21 protein-coding genes are annotated in these 24,714 nt (G+C 64.8%); 16 read left to right on the top strand and 5 right to left on the bottom strand.

The features are described from left to right. From XH79_RS04675 to XH79_RS04650, 6 genes are all read left to right on the top strand, one after another. Nucleotides 1-1,436 (top strand): ATP-binding response regulator (locus XH79_RS04675; protein ID WP_271580870.1); only part of this gene is annotated, 1,436 nt, incomplete at its 5' end. A 27-nt stretch (nt 1,437-1,463) separates the two neighbouring features. Further along, the gene (locus XH79_RS04670; RefSeq protein WP_271580869.1) at nt 1,464-1,937 is read left to right on the top strand and encodes a chemotaxis protein CheW; all 474 of its coding nucleotides are present in this window, start codon (nt 1,464-1,466) and stop codon (nt 1,935-1,937) included. Nucleotides 1,938-1,969: 32 nt separating this feature from the next. Beyond that, the gene (locus XH79_RS04665) at nt 1,970-2,356 is read left to right on the top strand and encodes a response regulator (RefSeq protein WP_018321619.1); all 387 of its coding nucleotides are present in this window, start codon (nt 1,970-1,972) and stop codon (nt 2,354-2,356) included. 62 nt (nt 2,357-2,418) lie between these two features. After that, nucleotides 2,419-3,297, top strand: a complete 879-nt coding sequence (locus XH79_RS04660) for a CheR family methyltransferase (RefSeq protein ID WP_212347118.1) — start codon at nt 2,419-2,421, stop codon at nt 3,295-3,297. A gap of 2 nt (nt 3,298-3,299) precedes the next feature. Next, nucleotides 3,300-3,617 (top strand): PilZ domain-containing protein, encoded by a 318-nt coding sequence (locus XH79_RS04655; RefSeq protein ID WP_212347121.1) that lies wholly within the window; start codon nt 3,300-3,302, stop codon nt 3,615-3,617. 141 nt (nt 3,618-3,758) lie between these two features. Continuing rightward, nucleotides 3,759-4,262, top strand: a complete 504-nt coding sequence (locus XH79_RS04650; protein ID WP_271580868.1) for a response regulator — start codon at nt 3,759-3,761, stop codon at nt 4,260-4,262. A 152-nt stretch (nt 4,263-4,414) separates the two neighbouring features. Here XH79_RS04650 and XH79_RS04645 read toward each other — a convergent pair whose 3' ends face one another. Further along, entirely contained in the window at nt 4,415-4,720 is a 306-nt protein-coding gene (locus XH79_RS04645; RefSeq protein WP_271580867.1) for a hypothetical protein, read from the bottom strand. A gap of 150 nt (nt 4,721-4,870) precedes the next feature. Between XH79_RS04645 and XH79_RS04640 the strand changes: the two genes are divergently transcribed. Continuing rightward, entirely contained in the window at nt 4,871-5,506 is a 636-nt protein-coding gene (locus XH79_RS04640; protein ID WP_020608024.1) for a response regulator transcription factor, read from the top strand. Nucleotides 5,507-5,657: 151 nt separating this feature from the next. On the opposite strand, the gene XH79_RS04635 is transcribed toward XH79_RS04640, so the two are convergent. Together XH79_RS04635 and XH79_RS04630 are read right to left on the bottom strand one after the other, a co-directional pair. Then, nucleotides 5,658-9,158 carry a PAS domain S-box protein gene (locus XH79_RS04635; RefSeq protein ID WP_271580866.1) on the bottom strand — a complete coding sequence of 1,167 codons (3,501 nt, stop codon included), beginning with the start codon at nt 9,156-9,158 and terminating at the stop codon, nt 5,658-5,660. Nucleotides 9,159-9,225: 67 nt separating this feature from the next. Then, entirely contained in the window at nt 9,226-9,654 is a 429-nt protein-coding gene (locus XH79_RS04630; RefSeq protein WP_212347130.1) for a response regulator, read from the bottom strand. 394 nt (nt 9,655-10,048) lie between these two features. Between XH79_RS04630 and XH79_RS04625 the strand changes: the two genes are divergently transcribed. Then, entirely contained in the window at nt 10,049-12,229 is a 2,181-nt protein-coding gene (locus tag XH79_RS04625) for a HAMP domain-containing methyl-accepting chemotaxis protein (RefSeq protein ID WP_271580865.1), read from the top strand. Here the strand turns inward: XH79_RS04625 and XH79_RS04620 are convergent, their stop codons facing one another. Next, a complete protein-coding gene (locus tag XH79_RS04620) occupies nt 12,230-12,943 on the bottom strand; it encodes a GntR family transcriptional regulator (RefSeq protein ID WP_271580864.1) in 714 nt (237 codons plus the stop codon). Between the two features lie 96 nt (nt 12,944-13,039). Between XH79_RS04620 and XH79_RS04615 the strand changes: the two genes are divergently transcribed. From XH79_RS04615 to XH79_RS04590, 6 genes are all read left to right on the top strand, one after another. Beyond that, nucleotides 13,040-14,056, top strand: a complete 1,017-nt coding sequence (locus tag XH79_RS04615; RefSeq protein ID WP_271580863.1) for an ABC transporter substrate-binding protein — start codon at nt 13,040-13,042, stop codon at nt 14,054-14,056. Then, the gene (locus XH79_RS04610; protein ID WP_271580862.1) at nt 14,056-14,817 is read left to right on the top strand and encodes an ABC transporter ATP-binding protein; all 762 of its coding nucleotides are present in this window, start codon (nt 14,056-14,058) and stop codon (nt 14,815-14,817) included. The genes XH79_RS04615 and XH79_RS04610 overlap by 1 nt, the downstream gene beginning before the upstream one ends. An 11-nt stretch (nt 14,818-14,828) precedes the next feature. After that, on the top strand, nt 14,829-15,692 hold the full coding sequence (locus tag XH79_RS04605; protein WP_212347145.1) for an ABC transporter permease: 864 nt from the start codon (nt 14,829-14,831) through the stop codon (nt 15,690-15,692). Continuing rightward, the gene (araD, locus tag XH79_RS04600; RefSeq protein ID WP_271580861.1) at nt 15,689-17,428 is read left to right on the top strand and encodes an L-arabinonate dehydratase; all 1,740 of its coding nucleotides are present in this window, start codon (nt 15,689-15,691) and stop codon (nt 17,426-17,428) included. The genes XH79_RS04605 and araD overlap by 4 nt, the downstream gene beginning before the upstream one ends. A gap of 104 nt (nt 17,429-17,532) precedes the next feature. Continuing rightward, nucleotides 17,533-18,252 (top strand): ribonuclease activity regulator RraA, encoded by a 720-nt coding sequence (locus XH79_RS04595; RefSeq protein ID WP_212031075.1) that lies wholly within the window; start codon nt 17,533-17,535, stop codon nt 18,250-18,252. A gap of 75 nt (nt 18,253-18,327) precedes the next feature. Then, nucleotides 18,328-19,419, top strand: coding sequence for an SMP-30/gluconolactonase/LRE family protein (locus tag XH79_RS04590; RefSeq protein ID WP_212347151.1), 1,092 nt, complete (start codon nt 18,328-18,330; stop codon nt 19,417-19,419). Between the two features lie 225 nt (nt 19,420-19,644). Here XH79_RS04590 and XH79_RS04585 read toward each other — a convergent pair whose 3' ends face one another. Next, nucleotides 19,645-21,750, bottom strand: coding sequence for a S9 family peptidase (locus tag XH79_RS04585; protein WP_271580860.1), 2,106 nt, complete (start codon nt 21,748-21,750; stop codon nt 19,645-19,647). Nucleotides 21,751-22,093: 343 nt separating this feature from the next. Here XH79_RS04585 and XH79_RS04580 point away from each other — a divergent pair, with 343 nt between their 5' ends. Beyond that, entirely contained in the window at nt 22,094-23,530 is a 1,437-nt protein-coding gene (locus XH79_RS04580) for an MBOAT family O-acyltransferase (protein ID WP_271580859.1), read from the top strand. After that, nucleotides 23,530-24,636 carry a hypothetical protein gene (locus XH79_RS04575; protein ID WP_271580858.1) on the top strand — a complete coding sequence of 369 codons (1,107 nt, stop codon included), beginning with the start codon at nt 23,530-23,532 and terminating at the stop codon, nt 24,634-24,636. Before XH79_RS04580 ends, XH79_RS04575 begins: the two co-directional genes overlap by 1 nt. Nucleotides 24,637-24,714 lie beyond the last annotated feature (78 nt).

Raw genomic sequence — 24,714 nt, 5'->3', positions numbered from 1 at the left:
CGGTCTCGGGCCGCGGCGTCGGCATGGACGTGGTGCGCACCAATATCGACCAGATCGGCGGCACCATCGACATCAAGTCAGTGGCGGGTGAAGGCTCTTCCGTCACCATCAAGATCCCGCTGACGCTCGCCATCGTCTCCGCCCTGATCGTCGAGGCCGCCGGCGACCGCTTCGCGATCCCGCAGCTCTCGGTGGTCGAGCTGGTCCGCGCCCGCGCCAACAGCGAGCACCGCATCGAGCGCATCAAGGACACGGCTGTTCTGCGCCTGCGCAACAAGCTGCTGCCGCTGATCCACCTGAAGAAGCTCCTGAAGATCGACGATGGCGCCGCCTCCGATCCCGAGAACGGCTTCATCGTGGTGACCCAGGTCGGCAGCCAGACCTTTGGCATCGTCGTCGACGGCGTCTTCCATACGGAAGAGATCGTCGTGAAGCCGATGTCCACAAAACTGCGTCACATCGACATGTTCTCCGGCAACACCATTTTGGGCGATGGCGCCGTGATCATGATCATCGACCCCAACGGCATTGCCAAAGCGCTCGGCGCCGCCGGCTCCTCGGCCCATGACATGGGTGACGAGAACGGCGCGCACCACATCGGCTCGGGCGAGCAGACCACCTCGCTGCTCGTCTTCCGCGCCGGCTCGTCGCAGCCCAAGGCGGTTCCGCTCGGCCTCGTCACGCGCCTCGAAGAGCTGCCCGCCGACAAGATCGAGTTCTCGAACGGCCGCTACATGGTGCAGTACCGTGAGCAGCTGATGCCGCTGGTGGCCATGGAAGGCGTCACCATTGCCAGCCAGGGCGCCCAGCCGATCCTGGTGTTCGCCGATGACGGCCGCTCCATGGGCCTCGTCGTCGACGAGATCATCGACATCGTCGAGGAACGCCTCAACATCGAGGTCGGCGGCTCCAGCCAGGGCATCCTGGGCTCGGCCGTGATCAAGGGCCAGGCCACCGAGGTGATCGACGTCGGCCACTTCCTCCCGATGGCGTTCGCCGACTGGTTCACCCGCAAGGAGATGAAGCCGTCGATGCACTCGCAGTCGGTGCTGCTGGTCGACGACAGCGCGTTCTTCCGCAACATGCTGGCGCCGGTGCTGAAGGCGGCCGGCTACCGCGTCCGCACCGCGCCGACCGCGCAGGAGGGCCTGGCTGCGCTGCGCGCCCAGAGCTTCGACGTGATCCTGACCGACATCGAGATGCCCGACATGAACGGCTTCGAGTTCGCCGAGACCATTCGCTCCGACAACAACCTCGCCGCGACGCCGATCATCGGCCTCTCGGCGCTGGTGTCGCCGGCGGCGATCGAGCGCGGCCGTCAGGCCGGCTTCCACGACTATGTTGCCAAGTTCGACCGTCCCGGTCTGATCGCGGCGCTGAAGGAGCAGACCGCGGGCGCCGCCGGCGCCTCCGAGCTGAGCCGGGCGGCGGCGTAAGCAGGACAGGGATCAGGAGATACGCTTATGACCAAGAAGACCCAGTCCAGCGAAGGCGCCATGGTCGAGTACGTCACCGCGATGATCGGCGGCCAGCTGTTCGGCCTGCCGATCTCCCGCGTCCAGGACGTGTTCATGCCCGAGCGCGTCACCCGCGTGCCCTTGTCCTCGCGCGAGATCGCGGGCGTCTTGAACCTGCGCGGCCGCATCGTCACCGTGGTCGACATGCGCGCCCGTCTCGGCCTGCCCAGGGCCGAGGACGGCAAGACCCCGATGGCGGTCGGCGTCGATTTGCGCGGTGAATCCTATGGCCTGCTGATCGACCAGATCGGCGAGGTGCTGCGCCTGCCCGAGGCCGGCATGGAAGAGAACCCCGTCAACCTCGATCCCCGCATGGCCAAGCTCGCCGGCGGCGTTCACCGTCTCGACGGCCGGCTCATGGTCGTGCTCGACGTCGATCGCGTCCTCGATCTCGAAACCAAAGTGCAGATGGCAGCGTAAGCCAACGAAAACATCGAAGCCGGAGAACCAAAATGAAAACGTGTTTGGTGGTCGATGATTCCAGCGTCGTACGCAAGATCGCGCGCCGGATCCTGGAAGGCCTCGAGTTCGAGGTCACCGAGGCCGAGGACGGCTCGAAGGCGCTGGAGATCTGCCAGCGGCAGCTGCCCGATGCGGTGCTGCTCGACTGGAACATGCCGGTCATGGACGGCTTCGAGTTCATGGGCCACATGCGCCGCCTGCCCGGCGGCGACCAGCCGAAGGTGGTGTTCTGCACCACCGAGAACAACGTGGCTCATATCGCTCAGGCGCTCAGCGGCGGCGCCAACGAGTACATCATGAAGCCCTTCGACAAAGACATTATCGCCGACAAGTTCGCTGAAGTTGGTTTGATCCCGGTCGGACAAGCCATGGTCTGAGTGTGTCTGGCCTAAAGTGTTTGGGCCAGAGTGTTCCAGTACAGCTTTCTGAGAGGCCATCCGTGACCCCGACCGAGTACGAGTATCTGCGTAAGTTTCTGAAGGATAATTCCGGTCTCGATCTGTCCGCAGACAAGCAATATCTGATCGAAAGCCGCCTGCTGCCGCTCGCCCGCAAGGCCGGGCTCTCCGGCATCGCCGAGCTCGTGCAGAAGCTGCAGGCCGGCTCGCGCCAGCTGATCACCGACGTGGTCGAAGCCATGACCACCAACGAGACCTTCTTCTTCCGCGACAAGGTCCCGTTCGATCATTTCCGCGACCACATCATGCCGGAGATCATCAAGGCCCGCGCCGGCAAGCGCAGCGTGCGGATCTGGTGCGCCGCGGGCTCGACCGGGCAGGAGCCCTATTCGCTGGCGATGTGCCTGAAGGAGATGGGTGCGGCCCTCACCGGCTGGCGCGTCGAGATCATCGCGACCGATCTGTCGCAGGAGGTGCTGGAGAAGGCCAAGGCCGGCATCTACAGCCAGTTCGAGGTGCAGCGCGGCCTGCCGATCCAGATGCTGGTGAAGTATTTCAAGCAGACCGGCGAGACCTGGCAGATCAATCCCGAATTGCGGGCGATGATCCAGCACCGGCAGCTCAACCTGCTGCACGATTTTGCTCAGCTCGGGACGTTCGACGTCATCTTCTGTCGCAACGTGCTGATCTATTTTGACCAGGACACCAAGATCAACATCTTCAACCGCTTGGCGCGCCAGATCGAGCCCGACGGCTTCCTGGTGCTTGGCGCGGCGGAAACCGTGGTCGGATTGACCGATACGTTCCGGCCGATTCCGGACCGGCGCGGCCTCTACAAGCCGAACGATCCGCGTGCGGCGGCTGCCAAGCCGGCTCTCGCCGGCGCGGCGCCGCGCATCGCGGTGATGGCAGGACGATAGGCATGGCCGAGGATGGCAAGGGCGCCGAACGCGTGACGTTCAGCCGCGGCTATGATGTCTGCATCATGGCCATCGACGGCACTTGGCGTCGCGACTGCAAGCTCAACGCCATTTCCGACACCGATGCCATCCTGACGGTCGAAGGCTCGATCCAGGGGTTGAACCTGAAGGAGTTCTTCCTGCTGCTGTCGTCGACCGGCCTTGCCTACCGCCGCTGCGAGCTGGTGCGGGTCAACGGCGCCGAAATGGACATCCAGTTCCTGCGCGGCAAGAACCGCAAGAAGCGCGGCGCATCCGGCGGTCACGACGCGGCAGCCTGACCGGCACGCGGCGCGGCCCGGCGCTTTCCGCCACGTTGCTTTATATTTGCTGAAACATCCGAACGAATTTGCCGCAGCGGCTTTACGTCACCTAAGCGCGCGCCGTGTATCCATTGCCTGTCTCAATCTCAGGATCCGGCAATGCCCAGAAGTTCCCTCTCCCCCGTCACATCGAACCTGCCCGACGTCGCCGAGCGGCGTGCGCTTCAGCTCCTGGTCGTCGATGACGACGCCACGCAGCGCAGCCTGATCACCGTCGCCGCCAAGCAGGCCGGCCACGAGGTCACCGTGGCGCCGTCGGTGGCGGAGGCAATCGAAAAGCTCCGCGCCGCGCGCTTCGACTGCGTGACGCTGGATCTCGTGCTGGAGGATGGCGACGGCATCGACGTGCTGCGCGAGATGGCCGAGGCGAAGTTCGCCGGTGCGGTGATCGTCATCAGCGGCATGGACGGCAAGCGCCGCAGCGCCGCCCGCAGCATCGCCCGTTCGGTCGGGATCGAGCTCCAGAGCCTGCCGAAGCCGCTCGACCTCGCAGCCCTGCGCATCAGCCTCGCCAATCTCGGCAAGACCGCGATGGGCCTGCCGGCGATCCATACCTGGGGTGGTGTCGCGACCGACGCGATCGTGGAGCGGCATCGCGCCTGAAGCATGACCCGGAAAAGTGCGACGCGGTTTTCCGGAAAGATCATGCGTAAACAACAACCTAAAGCGCGACGACGATCCATCCAAATCTCACCGCGCTTTAGGCTGCGGAGCTGTCATGCAGAGGGTCGCGGCAGGCAGCGCGCGGTTGCGGCTTACGCGGGATTGTCCGATTCCGACAGTTGCTGCAGGGCGTGATCGAGCTCGGCCCGGCAGGCGTTGAGGGCGGCGCCTGCCGTGGCAAAACGCGGCGTGACGTCGTCGAGCACGAAGATCCTGTTGGAACCCGCGGTAGCGCTGTCGTCCTCCGGCTCCATGTCGTCCGCGGTCATGGCCGCGTCGATGAGACGCATACTGAGGTCGATGCGCGCGATCAGAGAGCGAAGTTCAGCTGCGATCAACTGACGGCTGTCGGCGTCAGCCATCGCGGCGAGCGGGGGTGTGCCTGCGTAATTTAGCATGGATATTCTCCGTCTCCCGCAATAAGGCACCTCCCCGCTACTTGTGCGTTAAGTCCATGTCCCGTACAAATACGGGTGGGCCGAATCCGCGCCGAACGCCATAACGGGAGGGCGCGGACGCGAGTCCTTCATGCCAACTGGATGTGGCACATGGCCGAACAAAGCTCTCGCGGTGAAATCTTCGTAGTCGACGACGACCCTGCCGTTCGCGACACCTTGTCGATGGTGCTCAAGGCGGCGGGCTATGAGGTGATCTGTTTTGCGGACGGTGCAGCGCTGCTGTCCGTTGCGCGAAACCGCACACCGGCTGCGATCCTGCTCGACGTGCACATTCCCGGAAAGTCGGGTCTCGACATTCTGAAGGAGCTGCACGGCGAGGATTATCCTGCGCCGATCTTCATGATCTCCGGGCAGGGCGACATCACGATGGCGGTGAGCGCCATCAAGAACGGCGCGCTCGACTTCATCGAGAAGCCGTTCCGCGGCAGCGAGATCGTCGGCCGGCTCGACGAGGCGATCGGCGCCTATGCGCGCCGGCAGGCAGAGAACGCGTCGCCGAAATTCGGCTCGCTGCATTTCCCCGGCCGCGAGCCGTTGACGCGCAGGGAGCGCGAGGTGCTCGAGCAGTTCGCCTCCGGTGCCTCCAACAAGGAGGCCGGCCGCACTCTCGGCATCAGCCCGCGCACCATCGAGGACCACCGCGCCAACATCATGAAGAAGCTCGGTGCGCGCAATGCCGCCGACCTGATCCGCATCGTGATGACTGCGGCCCAGCGCGCGTCGTAAAATGGTCTCGTGCCCCGGACGCGGTGCATCATGAAATGATGCGCCGCTGAGTCGGGGCCCATCCTCCAACTCCACGGCTGACAGCTCTGGGTCCCGGCTCTGCGTCGCAGCGTTTACACGCTGCGCCTTGTTCGGGACACGAGATCGCGGCTCACCCGTTCAGCGCCTTGCGGATGATCCGCGCCAGATCCGACTTGCGATAGGGCTTTGCCAGCAGCAGGACGCCGTAATCCAGCCGGCCGTGATGGATGATCGCGTTCTCGGTATAGCCTGACGTGTAGACCACCTTGAGATCGGGGCGGGTCTTCATCAGCTCGTCGGCGAGCTGCCGCCCGTTCATCTTGCCGGGCATGATGACGTCGGTGAACAGCAGGTCGAACGGCTTTCCGGCGGCGACGATTGCGAGCGCCTCCGCGGCGTTCGCAGCCTGCAGGGTGACGTAGCCCAGCGAATGCAGTTGCGCGAGCACGTAGTCGCGCACCAGCCGATCGTCCTCGACCACCAGGATCGTCTCGTGTCCACCCTCGATCGTCGCGGGCGTCACGCCGTCGCCGACCGCCGTCGCGGTCTTGCCCGGCGGCAGATACATCTTGATCGTGGTGCCGTGGCCTTCCTCGCTGTAGATCTTGATGTGGCCGGCGGACTGCTTGATGAAGCCGTAGACCATGGACAGCCCGAGCCCGGTGCCCTTGCCCGGTCCCTTCGAGGTGAAGAAGGGGTCGAACACCCGCGCCAGCATGTGGGATGGAATGCCGGTGCCGGTATCGCTCACGGCGATCAGCACGTAGTGGCCGGGCCTGATATCGTTGACGCTGGCATAGACCTCGTCGAGATAGGCGGTGCCCGTCTCGACGATCAGCTTGCCGCCGCCGGGCATGGCATCGCGGGCATTGAGCGCGAGGTTGAGGATCGCGGTGGTGAGCTGGTTGGGATCGACGATCGCGACGCAGCTCTCGTCCTCGAACACCGATTCGATCTGGATCTGCTCGCCCAGCGTCGGCCGCAGCAGCTTTGCAGTGTCGATGATCAGCGAGTTGATGTCGATCTCGCGTGGCTGCAGCGGCTGCTTGCGCGCAAACGCGAGCAGGTGCTGGGTCAGCTCGGCGCCGCGTCCGGCCGCCTCGTCGATCATCCGGGTGATCGCTGCGAGCTCGGGTTCCTTGGCCACGGCGTCGCCGAGGATTTCGATCGTCCCGGTGATCACGGTGAGGATGTTGTTGAAGTCGTGCGCCACGCCGCCGGTGAGCTGGCCGACGGCCTCCATCTTCTCGGCGTGGCGGATGCGCTCCTCGGAGGCGATCTTGTCGGTGAGGTCGCGGTAGAAGACGTTGAACAGGATGCCTTCGCGACGCTTCAGCGCCGTGACGCTCAGCTCGGCCCTGAAGTCCTTGCCGTCGCGGCGGCAGCACATCAGCTCGCGGCGGCGGTTGAGTATCTGGCCGTCCCTGGAATCGAGGAAGCGCGCGAGGCCTTCCCTGACCCTGTCACGCTCACCGGGCGCGACGATGAGGTCGATTGAACTGCGGCCCAGCGCTTCGTCGCGGCGCCAGCCGAACAGCTCTTCGGCCCGCGAGCTCCAGTTCAGGATGATGCTGCGCTCGTCGGTCTGGACGAAGGCGTCGAGCGCAGTCTCGACAATGTTGCGCGCGAGCTGCTCGCTGTCGCGCAGGGATTCTTCCGCGAGCCTCGCCTCGGTCATGTCGCGCCCGACGAAGAAGAAGCGCTTGGCCTGGTCGGACCAGTTGCCGAGCCAGGACAGCCAGACCTCACGCCTGTCCTTGTGGAAGCAGCGGGTGTCGGCGAGCTTCGGGTGCTCGCCGCGCCTGAGCGCGCGCATGTCCTCGCGGGATCGTTCGAGATGCGAGGGATGGACGAAATCCGCGCCGCTGCGACCGATCATCTCGTCGGGCCGGTAGCCGAGAATGGCCTCGCAGCTCGGGCTGATCTGCACGATATGGCCCCGCGAGTTCATGATCATGATCAGGTCCTGCGAGGCGTCGAAAAGCTGTCGCCGCTCCTCGAGCTGCTGCTGCAGCGCCCGCTCGGTTCGTCGCGCGTCAGTGAGGCGGCGCGCCGAGCCGGAGGCGCCGATGATCTCGCCCGACGGCCCCCTGATCGGCGAAAGGCTCACCGAGATCTCCACCGGCGTGCCGTCCTTGCGCAGGCGCACGGTCTCGAAATGCTCGATCCGCTCGCCCCGTGCGATCCGCCGCAGATAGTCCTTGCCCTCCTCGCGACGATCAGGCGGCAACAGGATCGAGGTCGGCTGTCCGACCGCTTCCCCGGCCGAATAGCCGTAGAGGCGTTCGGCCGCAGCGTTCCAGCCGATGATGTTGCCTTCGAGCGTCTGCATGACGATCGAATCGTCGGAGGATTGCACCGCCGCGCTGAACAGGCGCTCGCGCACGGCGAGGTCGTCGCGGGCAGCCTCGGTGCGCCGCCGCTCCTCGATCTCATGTTCCAGCGCCGATGTCTTTGCCTTCGTCTCCTCGACCATGCGGGCAAAGGCGCGCGCCAGCATTCCCGTCTCGCCCGACGCGTCGATCGGAATCTCCGCAGGCTTGCCGTGCCCGATCGCCTCGACCGCGGCGGTGAGCCGCCCGATCGGCCGGGTCAGGGATCGGGCCAGCAGCACGGCCAGCACGGCGGCGACCAGCACCGCGACGAGGCCGATCGTGAGGGTTGTCTGTCCGATGGCGACGGCCGGCGCCATGAACGAGGCGTTGGGGACGACGCGGATGATGCCGACCCACTGGTCCTCGGCCAGGATCGCGGGCGCGATCGCCGAGCCGCCCGGCTTGCCATCGCTGCCCGGCACGACCTGGCTGGCGCTCTGCGTCGATCCGGTAAGCTTCGCGAAATAGGGGAAGTCATTCTGCCAACGGGTCGGCGTCCCCAATTGCGAGCCGAACTCGCGGGTGCGATCCGGATTCACGAGATAGTCGCCGTTGCGGCCGACGACATAGACCTGCTCGCCCGGCCGGATCGATATGCGAATGCGGTCGAACACCTGACGCATATCGACATTGATGATGGCGATCCCGAACAGGCGCTGACCGGGCCCGAACAGCGGCGCCGCGACGCGCAATGTCGGAACATGGGGCATCTGGATGGCGCCATCGTCCATGTTCAGGTCGACCGGCGAGACGTAGACTTGGCCTTCGGACAGCTTGATCGCTTCCTGGAAGAAGAAGCGCTCCTCCTTGTGTTGCAATTGATCGTCGGGAACGGCCAGCACCGATCCGTTCGGGCCGGAACGGTCGACGCGCAGATACTCGGCGCCGTCGGTGCCGATGATGCGGTATTTCGCGTAGGCCGGGTTGGCGCCGACATCGGCGACGAGGCGCGTCAGCAGGCGGTCGCGCCAAGTCTTTTCGGAGAGGTGATCGACCGGATCGACCCCGCCGTTGAAATGGGCATCGATCATGCCCCGCGCCGCGGCGCGGGAGCGGAACGTCGCGACGTCGGCGCGCGCGCCGTTCGCATGGGCCTCGAGCTGGGAGACGAGCAGCCGCGAATGGCTTTCAATGCGGTCGAGCACGCGCGGCAGCAGGGCCCGTTCCAGGCTGTAATGGCTCAGCCAGCCGACCGCGGCGACCGCAGCCGCGACCAGCAGAATCATTGCGATGGCCAGCCGGGTCGCGAGGGTCATGTCGGCCTTCGTGCCGCGTCGCGCACGGTCCCCAATGTCCTGTGACTGCGCCCCATGGATGGCTCTGTCATCGGCGGCCGGAGCCGGTACCGGATTGCTGCGTGGATGATGACGGCGCCGGTTTCAGGCAACCGTCGACCGCGGCGAGGAGCGCATCGGGTCGGAACGGCTTCTGAAGGCTCGCCACCGCGCCGAGCTTGGTCGCCATTTTCAGGAAATCCGGCTCCGCATAGGCCTCCGGCGTGATCGAGCGCCCGGAAATGACGATGATCGGGATGGCCGGGGCCAGCGCCCGGATGTGGCGCATGGTCTCCAGCCCGTCCATGCCGGGCATGAAGATGTCGAGAAACAGCAGGTCGAATGGGCTGGCCTCGAACAGTGCAAGTCCCTTGTGGCCATCGCCGGCGACGGTGACGTGATGGCCGGCTCTTTCCAGAAGCAGCCGGATCGTGATCTGCACGGCCGGGTCGTCATCCACGATCAGGATGTTGGCCACGTCTGAAATCCTCCTGATCGCATGGGACGTTCCAGCGACCTCAAATCAAAGCAACAAATGCGAAATTGTTGCGCGGATTCTGTCCGGGCCGCAAGCGCCTCGCGTTTGCCGGGATTGCCTTTCCTGGCGCGCCAGGAGGCAATGCCTTTGCACATCATACGCACTCTTGCGTGCATATGAGTTAGAACTTTGGTTCCGAATGCCGTAACCCGTTTCAGCAACAGGAGATATTGTTCCCGCCGTAGTTGTACGGGGCCGGGCCCTTCATTATGGATTAAAGGCCGTGAGCTACAATCTCCGATAGTTTTCGTATCCGTATTTCGCGCATTTCATTTTCGCATTCTGGCAACCGACGAAGCCGTCCCCCCCAACCGGCATCAACACGAGACCTCTCATGTTCAAATCGATCGCGAACACCGGAATTCGCACCCGGCTGCTCGGCGGCTTTGCATTGATCTGCATTCTGCTCGCGGCGACCGTGATCTACACCGTTGCCGCCGTCTCCGACATTTCGTCGCGGATCAGGGCGGTCGTGGACCAGCGGGCGCCGGTCGCGATCGCGAGCACGGAGCTCGTCGGCAATCTCTATTCCACGCTTTCGACGTTGCGCGGCTATCTGCTGACAGGCGATGCGCAGGGCAAGCGCGACCGGGCCGCAGTCTGGGCCGAGCTGGACCGCACGGCCGCCGCAGTCGACCGCATGGCGGAGGGCTTTTCCAATCCGCAGAACAAGTCCAATTGGAGTGAAGCCAAAGCGCTGATGGCGGAATTCCGCCAGGCCCAGGACAAGGCCGAGCTCGCCGCCTTCACCCCGTCGGCCTATCCGGCGAGCGAGCTGCTGGCGAAAGAGGCCGCGCCGCTGATCGCGACCATGTTCGCCGAGATCACCGCGATGATCGACGAGGAGGAGACGCTGGAGGCGACGCCGCAGCGCAAGCGCCTGCTCAAGACCTTTGCCGACGTACGCGGCAATCTTGCTGCCGCGGGATCGCAATTGCGCCTGTACGTGGCCTCGGGCGAGGCCGCCGATCGAGACAAGTTCGAAAAGCCGTTGGCGACCTTCAGGGCCGCGCTCGCATCGGTCGGCACCCAGGCGGATCTGCTCACCGAACGGCAGGCGACCGCCTACCGGGCCATCGCCAAGGCGAATGAAGCCTTCACGCCGCTGCCGCAGAAGATCTTCGCGATCCGCCAGACGCCGCAATGGAACATGCCGGTCTTCATCCTGTCCACCGAGGCCGCACCGCGCGCGGCCCGCATCCTCGATCTGCTCGACGGTCGCAAGGACGCCGAAGGCAAGCGCTCCGGCGGTCTCAAGAGCGACCAGCAGTCGAAGCTCGCCGACGACGCGCGCAGCGTCGCCGACGCGGTCGAGAGATTGCTGCTGCTGCAATGGATCCTGCTCGCCGCGGGTCTCGCGCTCGGGACGGTGATTGCGATTCTGGTCGCGCGCTCCATCACGCGCCCGATCGTCGAGCTGGTGGGCGATTCCGCGCGCCTGTCCGGCGGCGACACCAGTGTCGAATTCAGGACCGCCGAACGCGGCGACGAGATCGGCGTGGTCTCGCAGGCGGTGGCCAGATTCCGCGACAACGTGATCGCCCAGCAGCAGGCGGCGGCGTCTCTCGCGCGCGAAGCGGAAGCGCGCGAAGCGGCCAACCGCAACATGGAGGACGCGGTCGAGGACTTTCGCGCGACCTCGCGCGACCTGCTCGCGCTGGTCGGCGAGAATGCGGGCACCATGCGGCAGACCGCGGAGAGCCTCGGCGGCATCGCCAACCACGCGACGAGCCAGGCTGCGTCCGCGGCGACCGCCTCCGAACAGACCGCGGTCAACGTCCAGACCGTCGCCGCGGCGGCGGAGCAGCTCGCGAGCTCCATCGTCGAGATCGGCCGGCAGATCGAACTGTCCAACAAGACCGTGCGCTCCGCGGGCGAGGTGACCGCGCGCTCGGAGAGCGAAATCGAGGGTCTCGCGCAAGCCGCACAGAGCATCAGCTCGGTGGTCGATTTGATCCAGGCGATCGCGGCTCAGACCAACCTGCTGGCGCTCAACGCCACCATCGAGGCGGCGCGCGCCGGCGAGGCCGGCCGCGGCTTTGCCGTGGTCGCGTCCGAGGTCAAGGCGCTGGCCGACCAGACCCGCAATGCGACGCAGGAGATCGCCCAGCACATTGCCGCGATCCAGAATTCGACCGGCAGCGCGGTCGCCTCCGTCAAGGAGGTCGCAACCGCCATGCGCCGGATCGACGAGGTGACCGCGGCGATCGCCAGCGCGGTGGAAGAGCAGGGCGCGGCGACGCGGGAGATCTCGCAGAACGTCCAGATGGCGGCGTCGGGAACGCAGACGCTGGCGAGCAGCATCGGAACCGTCTCCGGCGCCATCGCGGAAACCAACCGCTCGGCCGATGACGTCTTGGGGGCCGCGAACCACGTTTCGGGCGCGGCCGAACGCCTCGCCACCGAGGTCCAGGCCTTCTTCGTCAGGCTGCGCACTGGTCCGATGGACCGCAGTGACAGCGACGATGCCGATTATCGCGAGCCGGAACGGCGAAGCGTCCGCGACGTGGCCTGATCAATCCGTCAGGTACTCCGGATGGTGGCTCCGTATCTTGTCGAGCTCGCTGAGCGTGCCCGACAGATGCTTGCGCAGATGCTGTTGCGCGGCATCGGGATCGGTCGCCTCGATCGCGCGCGTGATCAGCCTGTGGTGGCGCACGATGTTCTGGGCCTTGCCGGGTGAGGGCAGATGCAGCCGGCGCAGCCGGTCGATATGGCCGCTGCGGCTGCGCACCAGCGCCCACAGATCCTGCTTGCCGGCCGCCGCATAGAGCTGGGCATGGAAGTCGTTGTCGGCGGCCATGAAGGCCTCGAACTCGCCGGCTTTTGCGAATTGCTGCTGGAGTGCGATGGCGTGGTCGAGGCGGATGATCAGGGCGTCGTCATGCGTCTCCGCGAGCAGCCGGACGATCTCCAGTTCCAGTGCCTGGCGCAGGAAATGCGCCTGCTGGGCGCGGCTGATGTCGATCCGGCTGACCACGGTCGCGTGCTGCGGAAACACGTCGACCAGGCCCTCTTCCTCGAGCCGCATCAGGGCATCGCGCACCGGGGTCGAGCTGATTCCGAACTGGCTGGCGAGCTCGGCGCGCGACAGCGGCGCGCCCGGCGGCAGTTCCAGGGCAATGATCGCATTGCGCAGCCGCTCGAACACCTGCGGCGCGGCCTGACGGGCGCGGTCGAGCCGGGCGGGTCGTGACGCCGCGCGCGGCGCGGTATGGGCTGCTTCCATGTCGGGTCCCAGCGGGCTTGCCTTTGATGCACTAATATATTAGTGCATCAGCAGGGTCAACGCAGCGCGACGCGCACCCGGAGGAAACACACAACAATGATCAAGCATCTTCGCAGCAAGCTTGCGGCCGCCGTCCTGGCCGCCAGCGCCCTTTCTGCGCCCGCGGCGCATGCGCAGCAGAAATCCGAGGTCGCGCTGTCGCGCCAGCCCGGCATTTTCTACATGCCCAGCCACATCATGGAGAAGCTGAAGCTGATCGAAAAGCACGCGGCCTCTCTCGGCGTAGCGGGCGTCACCACCAAATGGATCACCTTCTCCGGTGGCGGCGCGCAGACCGACGCGCTGCTCGCGGGCGGCGTCGACATCCTCAACACCGGCACCGGCAATCTTCTCCTGCTGTGGGATCGCACCCGCGGCGGCGTGAAGGGCATCGTCGCCACGTCGGCCCAGCCGATGACGCTGATCAGCCGCGACGCCAACATCAAGTCGATCAAGGATTTCGGTCCGAGCGACAAGATCGCGGTGCCGACCGTCAAGGTCTCCACGCAGGCGATCGTGCTGCAGATCGCGGCCGCCGAAGCCTTCGGCGCCGATCAATGGTCGAAGCTCGATGCCAACACGGTGCAGCTCGGCCATCCCGACGCCTATGCGGCGCTCGCCAATCCCAAGCACGAGGTACACAACCACTTCTCGATCCCGCCCTTCACCTTCCTGGAGCTGAAGAACGTGCCGGGCGCGCATGTCGTGCTGAACTCGCCTGACGTGATGGGCGGTCCGCTCAGCCAGGCGCAGTTCTTCACCACGACCAAATTCGCCGACGCCAATCCGAAGATTATCCAGGCCGTGCGCGATGCCACCAAGGAGGCGCAGGATCTGATCCGCAGCGACACGAAGCAGGCCGTCGAGATCTACAAGGAGATCACCGGCGACAAGACCTCGGTGGAGGAGCTGCTCGATCTCCTCAAGGAGCCCGGCATGATGGAGTGGAATCTCGAGCCGCAGGGCACGATGAAATTCGCCGCCCATCTCTACAAGACCGGCACGCTGAAGAACCAGCCCAAGGCCTGGACCGACTATTATCTCCCTGTCGCGCACGACCTGAAGGGCAACTGATGGCACTGCTCGACGTCAGCGGGGTGACGCTGCGCTACAAGACCTCCAGCGCCGTCGTCACCGCCACGGAAAGAGTCTCCTTCACCGTCGACAAGTCCGACCGCTTCGTGCTGCTCGGACCGTCCGGCTGTGGCAAGTCCACTTTGCTCAAGGCCGTCGGCGGCTATATGAGCCCGAGCGAGGGGCGCATGACCATCGGCGATCGCGAGATCCACGGTCCGGGCGCGGATCGCATGATGATCTTCCAGGAGTTCGACCAGCTCCTGCCCTGGAAGAGCGTACTCGCCAACGTCATGTTCCCGCTGCTCACCGCGCGAAAACTGTCGCGCAGGGACGCCGAGGCGAAGGCGCGGGCCTATATCGAGAAGGTCGGTCTCACCCGCGTGGTCGACGCCTATCCGCACACGCTGTCCGGCGGCATGAAGCAGCGCGTCGCGATCGCGCGCGGCATGGCGATGGAGCCGGACATTTTGCTGATGGACGAGCCGTTCGCCGCGCTCGACGCGCTGACGCGCCGGACCTGCCAGGACGAGCTGCTCCAGCTCTGGAGCGAGACCAAATTCACCGTGCTGTTCGTGACCCATTCGATTGCGGAAGCGATCCGCATCGGCAACCGCATCCTGCTGCTGTCGCCGCATCCCGGCCGGGTCAAGGCCGAGGTGGTCGATGTCGACAAGGTCTCGAACGACGACGGCAGCGCCGGCCGGCTGGAGAAGGAGATCCACGATCTCCTGTTCGCCGGCGAAGCCACCGCGCATTGAGGGAGCCGGTCATGGGCGAAGCGAGAATATTGCTGCGTGACGCGCCGGTCGCCGCCGCCACCGGTGCGAGCGAGGTCGAGCGCAAGCTCAGCGTGGCCGAGCTGCTCTGGAACGACGGCTTTGTCCGCAAGACCGTCATCATCCTGTTCCTTGCGGCGGTATGGGAAGCCTACGGCGTCACGCTCGACAATCCGCTGCTGTTTCCGACGCTGCACGACACGATCGCCACGCTCTACGATCGCACCAGGGACGGCACCATTCCGATGCGGGCCTGGACCTCGTTGAAGGTTCTGTTCATGGGCTATTCGGCCGGCATCGTGCTGGCCGCGATCTTCACGATCCTCGCGATCTCGACGCGGATCGGCACCGACTTCCTGGAGACAGTCACGGCGATGTTCAACCCGCTGCCGGCGATTGCGCTGTTGCCGCTGGCGTTGATCTGGTTCGGCCTCGGCAATGGCAGCCTCGTCTTCGTGCTGATCCATTCGGTGCTGTGGCCGGTCGCGCTCAACACCCATTCCGGCTTCAAGAGCGTGTCCAACACGCTGCGCATGGTCGGGCGCAATTACGGCCTGCGCGGGCTGCCCTACGTGGCCAAGATCCTGATTCCCGCCGCCTTCGGCTCGATCCTCACCGGCCTCAAGATCGGCTGGGCCTTCGCCTGGCGCACGCTGATCGCGGCCGAGCTGGTGTTCGGCGTGTCCTCGGGCCAGGGCGGGCTCGGCTGGTTCATCTTCGAGAACCGCAACCTCCTCGACATACCCGCAGTGTTCGCGGGCCTCTTGACGGTGATCATCATCGGGCTCTTTGTCGAGAACCTGATCTTCCGCGCCATCGAGCGGAATACCGTCCAGAAATGGGGCACCCAATCATGACCAAGAAGAAGAAAGCACCCGATCAGCTCCGCAGCGCGCGCTGGTTCGCGCCCGACGATCTCCGCTCGTTCGGCCATCGCTCCCGCACCATGCAGATGGGCTACGCCCCGGAGGAGTGGAAGGACCGGCCGATCATCGCGATCCTCAACACCTGGTCGGACGCGCAGCCCTGCCACATGCACTTCAAGTCGCGCGTCGACGACGTCAAGCGCGGCATCCTGATGGCCGGCGGCCTGCCGCTGGAATTGCCGGCGCTGTCGCTGTCGGAATCGCTGCTGAAGCCGACGACAATGCTCTATCGCAACCTGCTGGCGATGGACGCCGAGGAGCTGCTGCGCAGCCATCCTGTCGACGGCGTGGTGCTGATGGGCGGCTGCGACAAGACCACGCCCGCGCTGCTGCTGGGCGCGACGTCGATGAACATCCCGGCGATCTATCTGCCGGCAGGTCCCATGCTGCGCGGCAACTGGAAGGGCAAGACGCTCGGCTCCGGCTCCGACGGGTGGAAATACTGGGACGAACGCCGCGCCGGAAAGATCTCCGAAAAGGACTGGCTCGACATCGAAGCCGGTATCGCCCGCAGCTATGGCACCTGCATGACCATGGGCACGGCCTCGACCATGACCGCGATCGCGGAGGCCATCGGCATGACGCTGCCCGGCGCCTCCTCAATCCCCGCGGCCGACGCCAACCACATCCGCATGGCCTCTGAGTGCGGCCGCCGCATCGTCGAGATGGTGTGGGAGGATCTGACGCCGAAGGTGATCCAGAGCCGCAAGGCGTTCGAGAACGCCATTGCTGTGGCGATGGCAATGGGCTGCTCCACGAATGCGATCATCCATCTGATCGCGCAGGCCCGCCGCGCCGGCCAGGACATCGGCCTCGACGATTTCGAGATCGCCAGCCGCAAGGTGCCCGTGATCGCCAACGTCCGGCCGAGCGGCGATGCCTATCTCATGGAAGACTTCTTCTATGCCGGCGGCCTGCCGGCGCTGATGGGCCAGATCAAGCCGCATCTGCATCTCGATTGCATCACCGTCACCGGAAAGACGCTCGGCGAGAACATCGAGGGCGCCGAGGTTCACAACGACGACGTGATCCGCGGCATCGACAATCCCATCTACAAGGAAGGCGCCCTCGCGGTGCTCAAGGGCAACCTCGCGCCCGACGGCTGCGTCATCAAGCCCTCCGCCTGCGCGCCGCGCTTCCTCAAGCACACCGGGCCGGCGCTGGTGTTCGACGATTATCCCTCGATGAAGACGGCGGTCGACGATCCCAATCTCGATGTCACCGAAGATCACATCCTGATCCTGCGCAATGCCGGGCCGCAAGGCGGTCCGGGCATGCCGGAATGGGGTATGCTGCCGATCCCCACAAAACTCGTGAAGCAGGGCGTGCGCGACATGGTGCGCATCTCGGACGCGCGCATGAGCGGCACCAGCTACGGCGCCTGCATCCTGCACGTCTCGCCGGAATCCTACATCGGCGGCCCGCTGGCGCTGGTGCAGAACGGCGACCGCATCACGCTCGACGTCGCCGCGCGCACCATCAATCTTGACGTTCCCGAAGCCGAGCTCGCCAAGCGCCGCGCCGCCTGGAAGCAGCCCGAGCGCCGCTTCGAGCGCGGCTATGGCTGGATGTTCACAAAACACATCAAGCAGGCCAATGACGGCTGCGACTTCGACTTCCTCGAGACCGATTTCGGCGCGCCGATCGGCGAGCCGTCCATCTACTAAATTCACCGTCGTTCCGGGGCGCGAAGCGAACCCGGAACCTCGAGATTCCGGGTTCACTCGCTAGCGCGAGTGCCCCGGAATGACGAACGAGAGAGAAAGCGCCAATGACAAAACTCAGCGAAGCCACCCGCAACAAGCTCAAATCCGTCTCCACCGCCACGGTCGCCACCGCCTTGTTCAAGCGCGGCCTGCGCATCCAGATGATCCAGGATGTGCATCCGCTTGGCGCAGACCAGCCGACAATGGTCGGCGAGGCCTTCACACTGCGCTACATGCCGGCGCGTGAGGACCTCAACACCATCGACGTCTTCAAGGACCGCTCCCATCCGCAGCGCAAGGCGGTCGAGGATTGCCCGCCGGGCGCCGTGCTGGTGATGGACAGCCGCAAGGATGCGCGCGCGGCCTCGGCCGGTGCGATCCTGGTGACGCGTCTGATGAAGCGCGGCGTTGCCGGCGTCGTCACCGACGGCGGCTTTCGCGATTCGGCCGAGATCGCAAAGCTCGGCATTCCCGCCTATCACCACCGTCCGAGTGCTCCAACCAATCTCACGCTGCATCAGGCCATCGAGATCAACGTCCCCATCGGCTGCGGCGACGCGCCGGTGTTTCCCGGAGACGTCATCCTCGGCGATGCCGACGGAGTCATCGTGATCCCCGCGCATCTCGCAGACGAGATCGCCAGCGAAACTTTTGAGATGACCGCGTTCGAAGACTTCGTCACCGAGGAAGTCGGCAAGGGCCGCGGCATTTTTGGTCTCTATCCCGCGACCGATCCGCAAACGCTCACCGATTTTGCGGCATGGCGGAAGAAGAACGGCCGCTAGGTCAAGTCTGCATCACGTCAAGAAACAGGCCGGCCGCATCAAGCGCCGGCCTTTTATCAAGCAGGGAGGACTTTTATGAATTTCACGCGACGTAACCTCATGGCCGGCGCCGGCGCGGCGGCGGCTTCGACGCTTCTTGCCCGCGCCGCCGGCGCCCAGTCGTTCGCGTTCACGCCCAACCAGCGCTACCCGGATCCGGCCGTCCAGATCCTCGATCCGAGCTTTGGAAAATACCGGCTCTATTCGTCGACGGTCGAGCAGGTCGCGACCGGCATGCGCTGGGCCGAAGGCCCCGCCTATTTCCCCGAAGGCGGCTATCTCCTGTTCTCGGACATTCCCAACAACAGGATCATGAAGTTCGACGAGAAGACCGGACAGACCAGCGTGTTCCGCGCCAATGCCAATTATGCCAACGGCAATGCGCGCGATCGCCAGGGCCGCCTCGTCACATGCGAGCACTCCGTCACCCGCCGCATCACCCGCACCGAGAAGGACGGCAAGATCACCGTGCTCGCCGACAAGTTCGAGGGCAAGCGGCTGAACGCGCCGAACGACATCGTGGTGAAGTCGGACGACAGCATCTGGTTCACCGATCCCTTGTTCGGCATCAACGGCGAGTGGGAAGGCAAGAAGGAAAAGGCGGAGCAGGCCACCACCAACGTCTATCGCATCGCCAAGGACGGCAAGATCAGTGCGGTGCTCACCGACCTCGTCAATCCGAACGGCCTCGCCTTCTCGCCCGACGAGAAGAAGCTCTACATCGTCGAGTGGAAGGGCACGCCCAACCGCAGCATCTGGAGCTACAATGTCGGCGACGACGGTGCCCTAAGCGGCAAGACCAAGCTGATCGACGCAGCCGACCAGGGCTCGCTCGACGGCTTTCGCGTCGACCGCGACGGCAATCTCTGGTGCGGCTGGGGCTCCAACGGCGCATTGCAAGCCGAGCCGACTGATGTCGGCGGCCGCCGGGTGTTTACGCTCAGGGGCAAGTCGGAGGACCTCGACGGCGTGATGGTCTTCAATCCCGAAGGCAAGCCGCTCGCCTTCATCAAGCTGCCCGAACGCTGCGCCAATCTCTGCTTCGGTGGGCCGAAGAATAATCGGCTCTATATGGCGAGCAGCCATTCGGTCTACGCGCTGTATGTCGAGGCGCACGGGGCGGTGTGAGGCGAGTAGTCCTAGGAGTGTTTGGCGAAATCTCGCCGAACACTCAGCTGCCGTAGGGTGGGCAAAGCGAAGCGTGCCCACCGCTCTCGTCACATCGTTGAAGGATGGTGGGCACGGCGCGATGCGCCTTTGCCCACCCTACAGGGCTTGCTTGTGGGGCGATAACTCGCCCTACAACCCCACTGTCGTCCCGGCCTTCGCCGGGACGACGGCGGTGGGTGTCGCTTACACCCCGGCCTCCGCCATTCCCGCCGCCCACAGCGCGAACGCGTAGACGATCGCGACTTCATCGAGACGGTCGAATCGCCCCGACGCGCCGCCATGGCCGGCGCCCATGTTGGTGCGCAGGAGAACCGGGCCGCCGCCGCGCATGGTGGCGCGCAGGCGTGCGATCCATTTGGCGGGCTCCCAATAGGTGACGCGCGGGTCGGTCAGGCCGCCCATCGCCAGGATCGCCGGATACTCCTTCGCGGCGACATTGTCGTAGGGCGAGTACGACAGGATGGTGCGAAAATCCTTCTCGCTCTCGATCGGATTGCCCCATTCCGGCCATTCCGGCGGCGTCAGCGGCAGCGTGTCGTCGAGCATGGTGTTGAGCACGTCGACGAACGGCACTTCCGCGACGATGCCGGCGAGCAATTCGCCGGCGCGGTTGGCGACCGCGCCCATCAGCATGCCGCCGGCCGAGCCGCCATGGCCGACGATGCGCTTTGCGCTCGTATATTTCGCATCGATCAGCGCGCGGGCGCTGGCTGAGAAGTCGTCGAACGAGTTCGTCTTCTTCTCGCGCTTGCCGTCGAGATACCAGCCCCAGCCCTTGTCGGCGCCGCCGCGGATATGGGCGATGGCGTAGACGAAGCCGCGGTCGACCAGCGACAGGCGGTTGGCGTTGAACGAGGCCGGCATCGCCATGCCATAGGAACCGTAGCCGTAGAGCAGCAGCGGCGCCGCTCCGTCGAGCTTCAGCCCGCGGCGATAGAGGATCGAGACCGGCACCTCGGCGCCGTCATGTGCCTTCGCCATGATGCGCGTGGTGACGTAGTCGGCAACGTTATGGCCTGACGGAATCTCCTGCCGCTTGCGCAGGGTGCGCGTGCGCTTGACCATGTCGTAGTCGTAGACTTCCGACGGCGTCGTCATCGACGAATAGGCAAAGCGCAAATTCGTCGTGTCGAATTCGTAGGAGCCCATCGTGTCCAGCGAATAGGCGGCCTCGTCGAAAGCGATGGCGTGCTCGCCCCCGCCAGCGAGATCGCGGATCACGGTCGACGGCAGCGCGTTGGCGCGCTCCAGCCGCACCAGGTGGCCGGCATAGAGATCGAGGTCGATGATGTAGATGCCCGGCCGATACGGGATCAGATCGCGCCAGTTCTTGCGCTCGGGCGAGCCAAGCGGCGCGGTGACGATCTTGAAGTCGATGGCATCATCGGCATTGGTGAGGATAAACAGCTCGTCGCCGCGGTCGGCCAGCGAATATTGCACGCCTTCCTCGCGCGCCGCGACCAGGCGCGGCGGCGCCTCGGGGTTGGCGAGATCGATCAGCCGCTGCTCGCTTGTCTCGTGATCGCCGCCCGCGATCACGCAGAAGCGGCCGCTGGTGCTCTCATGCAGATGGGTGAACCAGCCGGAATCCTGCTCCTCATAGACCAGCGCGTCATCGGCCTGCTTGGTGCCGAGCCTGTGCCGCCACACCTGCATCGGGCGGTGATTGTCGTCGAGCTTCACATAGAAGAAGCTTCTGCAATCCGCACTCCAGACCACGCCGCCGTCGGTCTCCTCGACGAGATCGTCGAGATCCTTGCCGCTTCCCCAGTCGCGGACGCGGATGGAAAAATATTCCGAGCCTTTGGTATCCGCGCTCCAGGCCTGCAGCTTGTGATCATAGGAGTGCCGGCTGCCGCCGAACTTGAAGTACTTGTGGTCCTTGGCGAGTGCGTCGCCGTCGAGCACGATGTGTTCGTTGCCGCCATCGCGCGGCATGCGGCCGAACAGCTCGTGCTGGCCGCCCTCGCGAAACCGGCGGAAATAGGCGAACGGACCATCCGGCGACGGCACGCTGGAATCGTCCTCCTTGATCCGTCCGCGCATCTCGCCGACCAGAGTCTTCTGCAGCGACGCGGTATGGCCGAGCAGGCTCTCGGTGTAGACGTTCTCCTCGTCCAGATATTTGCGGATGTCAGGGTCGAGCACTTTGGGGTCGCGCAGCACCTCCTGCCATTTCTCGTCCTTCAGCCAGGCATAGTCGTCGGTCACGGTGATGCCGTGCCGGGTGAATGAATGCGGCTGGCGCGGGGCGACGGGGGGCTTCGAAGGCGTCTTGGCTTGTGTCACTCGGGTCCTCGTTCAACTACGTGTCGCGGCGTCGCTGCTCTTCACCTCTCCCCGCTTGCGGGGAGAGGCCGGAATTTGCGTGAGCCAATTCCGGGTGAGGGGGACTCTCCGCGAAGCCAACTCTCACCGTCCTTGCGGAGACTCCCCCTCACCCCGACCCTCTCAGGGCGAGCGTAGCTCGTCCCAACCCCGCAAGCGGGGCGAGGGGGAAGGAAGGGGTTCGCCGCGTTCCCTTATATCGTCCTGATTCCGCGAATTGCCAGCGTGCCTGCGCCAAGTCGCCGGGTTGTTGACCGGCCCCTTGTATGCTTTAGGCTCCATATCCCGCCGCCGGTCCAGCCTGATGCTGTTCAATTCCTACCCGTTCATCCTGCTGTTCCTGCCGGTCGCACTAGCCGGCTATTTCTGGCTTGGGCGGCGCAGCAATCTCACGCCCGTGATCTGGCTGGCGCTGGCTTCGATCACCTTCTATGCGATCGGCAGCTGGCAGTTCGTCGCCCTGCTGCTGATCTCGATCGCCTTCAACTACGGCGTCGGTCACCTCCTCATCGTGGCGAAGCTCGGCCCAATGCCACGAAAGGCCGTGCTTGCTCTCGGTGTCGCCGGCGATCTCCTCGTTCTCGGCATCTTCAAATATGCGGGCTTTGCGACCGAGAACATCAATGCGCTGCTCGGCACGCATCTTGCAGTCCATATCCTGCTGCCGGTCGGCATCTCCTTCTACACCTTCACGCAGATCGCGTTCCTCGTGGATGCGTATCGCGGCCGGGTCGCGGCCTATGCGTTGCCGCATTACGCGCTGTTCGTGACCTACTTCCCGCATCTGATCGCAGGGCCGATCCTCCATCACAAGGACATGATCCCGCAATTCGAGCGGGAGGAGTCCAAGCATCCGCATGCGCATCTGATCCTGTGCGGCATCATCATCTTCGCGATCGGCCTGTTCAAGAAGACCTGCCTTGCCGACGGCATCCAGCCCCTGGTCGCACTCGCCTTCGAGGCGCGCTCGCCGAGCTTCGATCAGGCCTGGCTTGGTGCGCTCGCCTACACGTTCCAGCTCTATTTCGACTTCTCCGGCTATTCCGACATGGCGATCGGCATATCGCTGATGTTTGGCATCTTCCTGCCCGTCAACTTCAACTCGCCCTACAAGGCTTTCAGCATCGTCGAGTTCTGGCGGCGCTGGCACATGACGCTGTCGCAATTCCTGCGCGACTATCTCTACATCCCGCTCGGCGGCAACCGCAGGGGCCGCGTGCTGCGCTACGTCAATCTGATGATCACGATGCTGCTCGGCGGGCTCTGGCACGGCGCGGCCTGGACTTTTGTCGCGTGGGGCGCGCTGCACGGCGCCTATCTCTGCGTCAACCACGCCTTCAACGCGCTGGTGCCGAATGTTCCGGCGTTGCTTGCGCGCCCGGTCCGTATCGCCGGCGCCGTGCTGACGTTTCTCGCCGTCGTCATCGCCTGGGTGTTCTTCCGCGCCGAGAGCGTCGCCTGGGCGCTGCGGGTTCTGCATGCGATGGCTGATCCCGCAAATATCGTCTGCGGCCGCGAGGAGATTGCGGCTCTGGTGCAGGTCATGGTCTATGCCGCGCTGGTGTGGCTGGCGCCGAACACCCAAGACATCATGGGATACGATCACGGCAATCGCCGGGTCGGCGAAGCCTTGCTGGCAGGGCGCATGCGGCCACTGGCTCTCTATGCGGCGTCGCTGGTGCTCGCGTTCGGGGTCCTGGGCATCCAGAGCCACAGCGAATTCATCTATTTCCGGTTCTGATGCGCGCATCCTTCACCAGCCTGAAGCGTCTTCTTCTCGCCAGCGCGGTGTGCCTGCTGGGCGCAGCAGTGCTCACCTACGTCGTCGATCCCCTGCAGCTGTTTCGTCCCTCGCGTCTCATGGCGGCGTTCTACTCCGATGACACGCGCGTGCAGAATGCCGGGCTGATCCGCAGCCAGTCCTTCGACACCGCCTTCATGGGCACCTCGCTCGCGATCCATTTCCGCCAGAGCGACATCGACCGCGCGCTCGGCGTCCGCTCGCTGAAGCTGGCGATGACCGGCTCCAATTCGCGCCAGCAGGCCTTCGTGCTGGAGCAGGCGATCGACCGCGGTGCTAGAGGCGTGATCTGGGCGATGGACGATTTCAGCTTCGTCGATGCGGCCGATATCGAGGCCGATCCCTATCTGTCCGTCGATCTCTATCGCGGAACGGCCAGGGGGATTGCGTCCTATGTCTTCAGCGCAGCGATGGCCAAGGAATCGCTGTTCACGGTGATGCGGTCTGTCCCGCCGCTGCGGGAGCCGCTGACCCGAGCGGCGCCTTATCTTCCCGTCAAGTTCGCGCTGGATGATGTCGACGACATCTACGCGCTGCCGCGGAATTTCGACATTGCGCGAGACTACAATGCAACGAAGACACTCGCCGCCTTCGCCTATATCACCGCTCCCGCGCGCAGCCGTTTCCTCGGCGAGGGCTACGGCTATGAGGCCATGGTCCGGCATTTCGAGCACGACGCCTTCGGCCTGATCACGCGTCATCCGGACGTGACGTTCGACGTCTACTTGCCGCCCTATTCGATCCTGCAATTCGTCGCCATGCGCGATGCCTCACCGGAGACGCTGAAGATCGTCACCGATCTCACGGCGCACATCGCGCAGCGATTGACGCAGCTTCCGAACGTGCGCCTGCACGATTTCCGCGCGATCAAGGCGGTGACCCACGATCTCGATAATTACAGCGACGTCATCCACCATTCGCCGGTGGTGGACGCCATGGTGCTGAAGTGGCTGGCAAGCGGGGAATATCGCGTCGATCCGAAGACGCCGCTAGCGTCGCTGAATGAGCTGAAGAAGCAGGTGGAAGCGTATCGTGTCGGGGATTGATCTCCCCCTCTCCCCTTGTGGGAGAGGGTGGCTCTTTCCGCTAGCTCGGAATCGTAGGGTGGGCAAAGGCGCGTTTAG

This window comes from Bradyrhizobium sp. CCBAU 45389, from assembly GCF_028128625.1.
GTDB classification, from domain to species: Bacteria; Pseudomonadota; Alphaproteobacteria; order Rhizobiales; family Xanthobacteraceae; genus Bradyrhizobium; species Bradyrhizobium liaoningense_B.
Note: the sequence above shows the minus strand (reverse complement) of the source record. Positions and strands in the feature narration are given on the sequence as shown.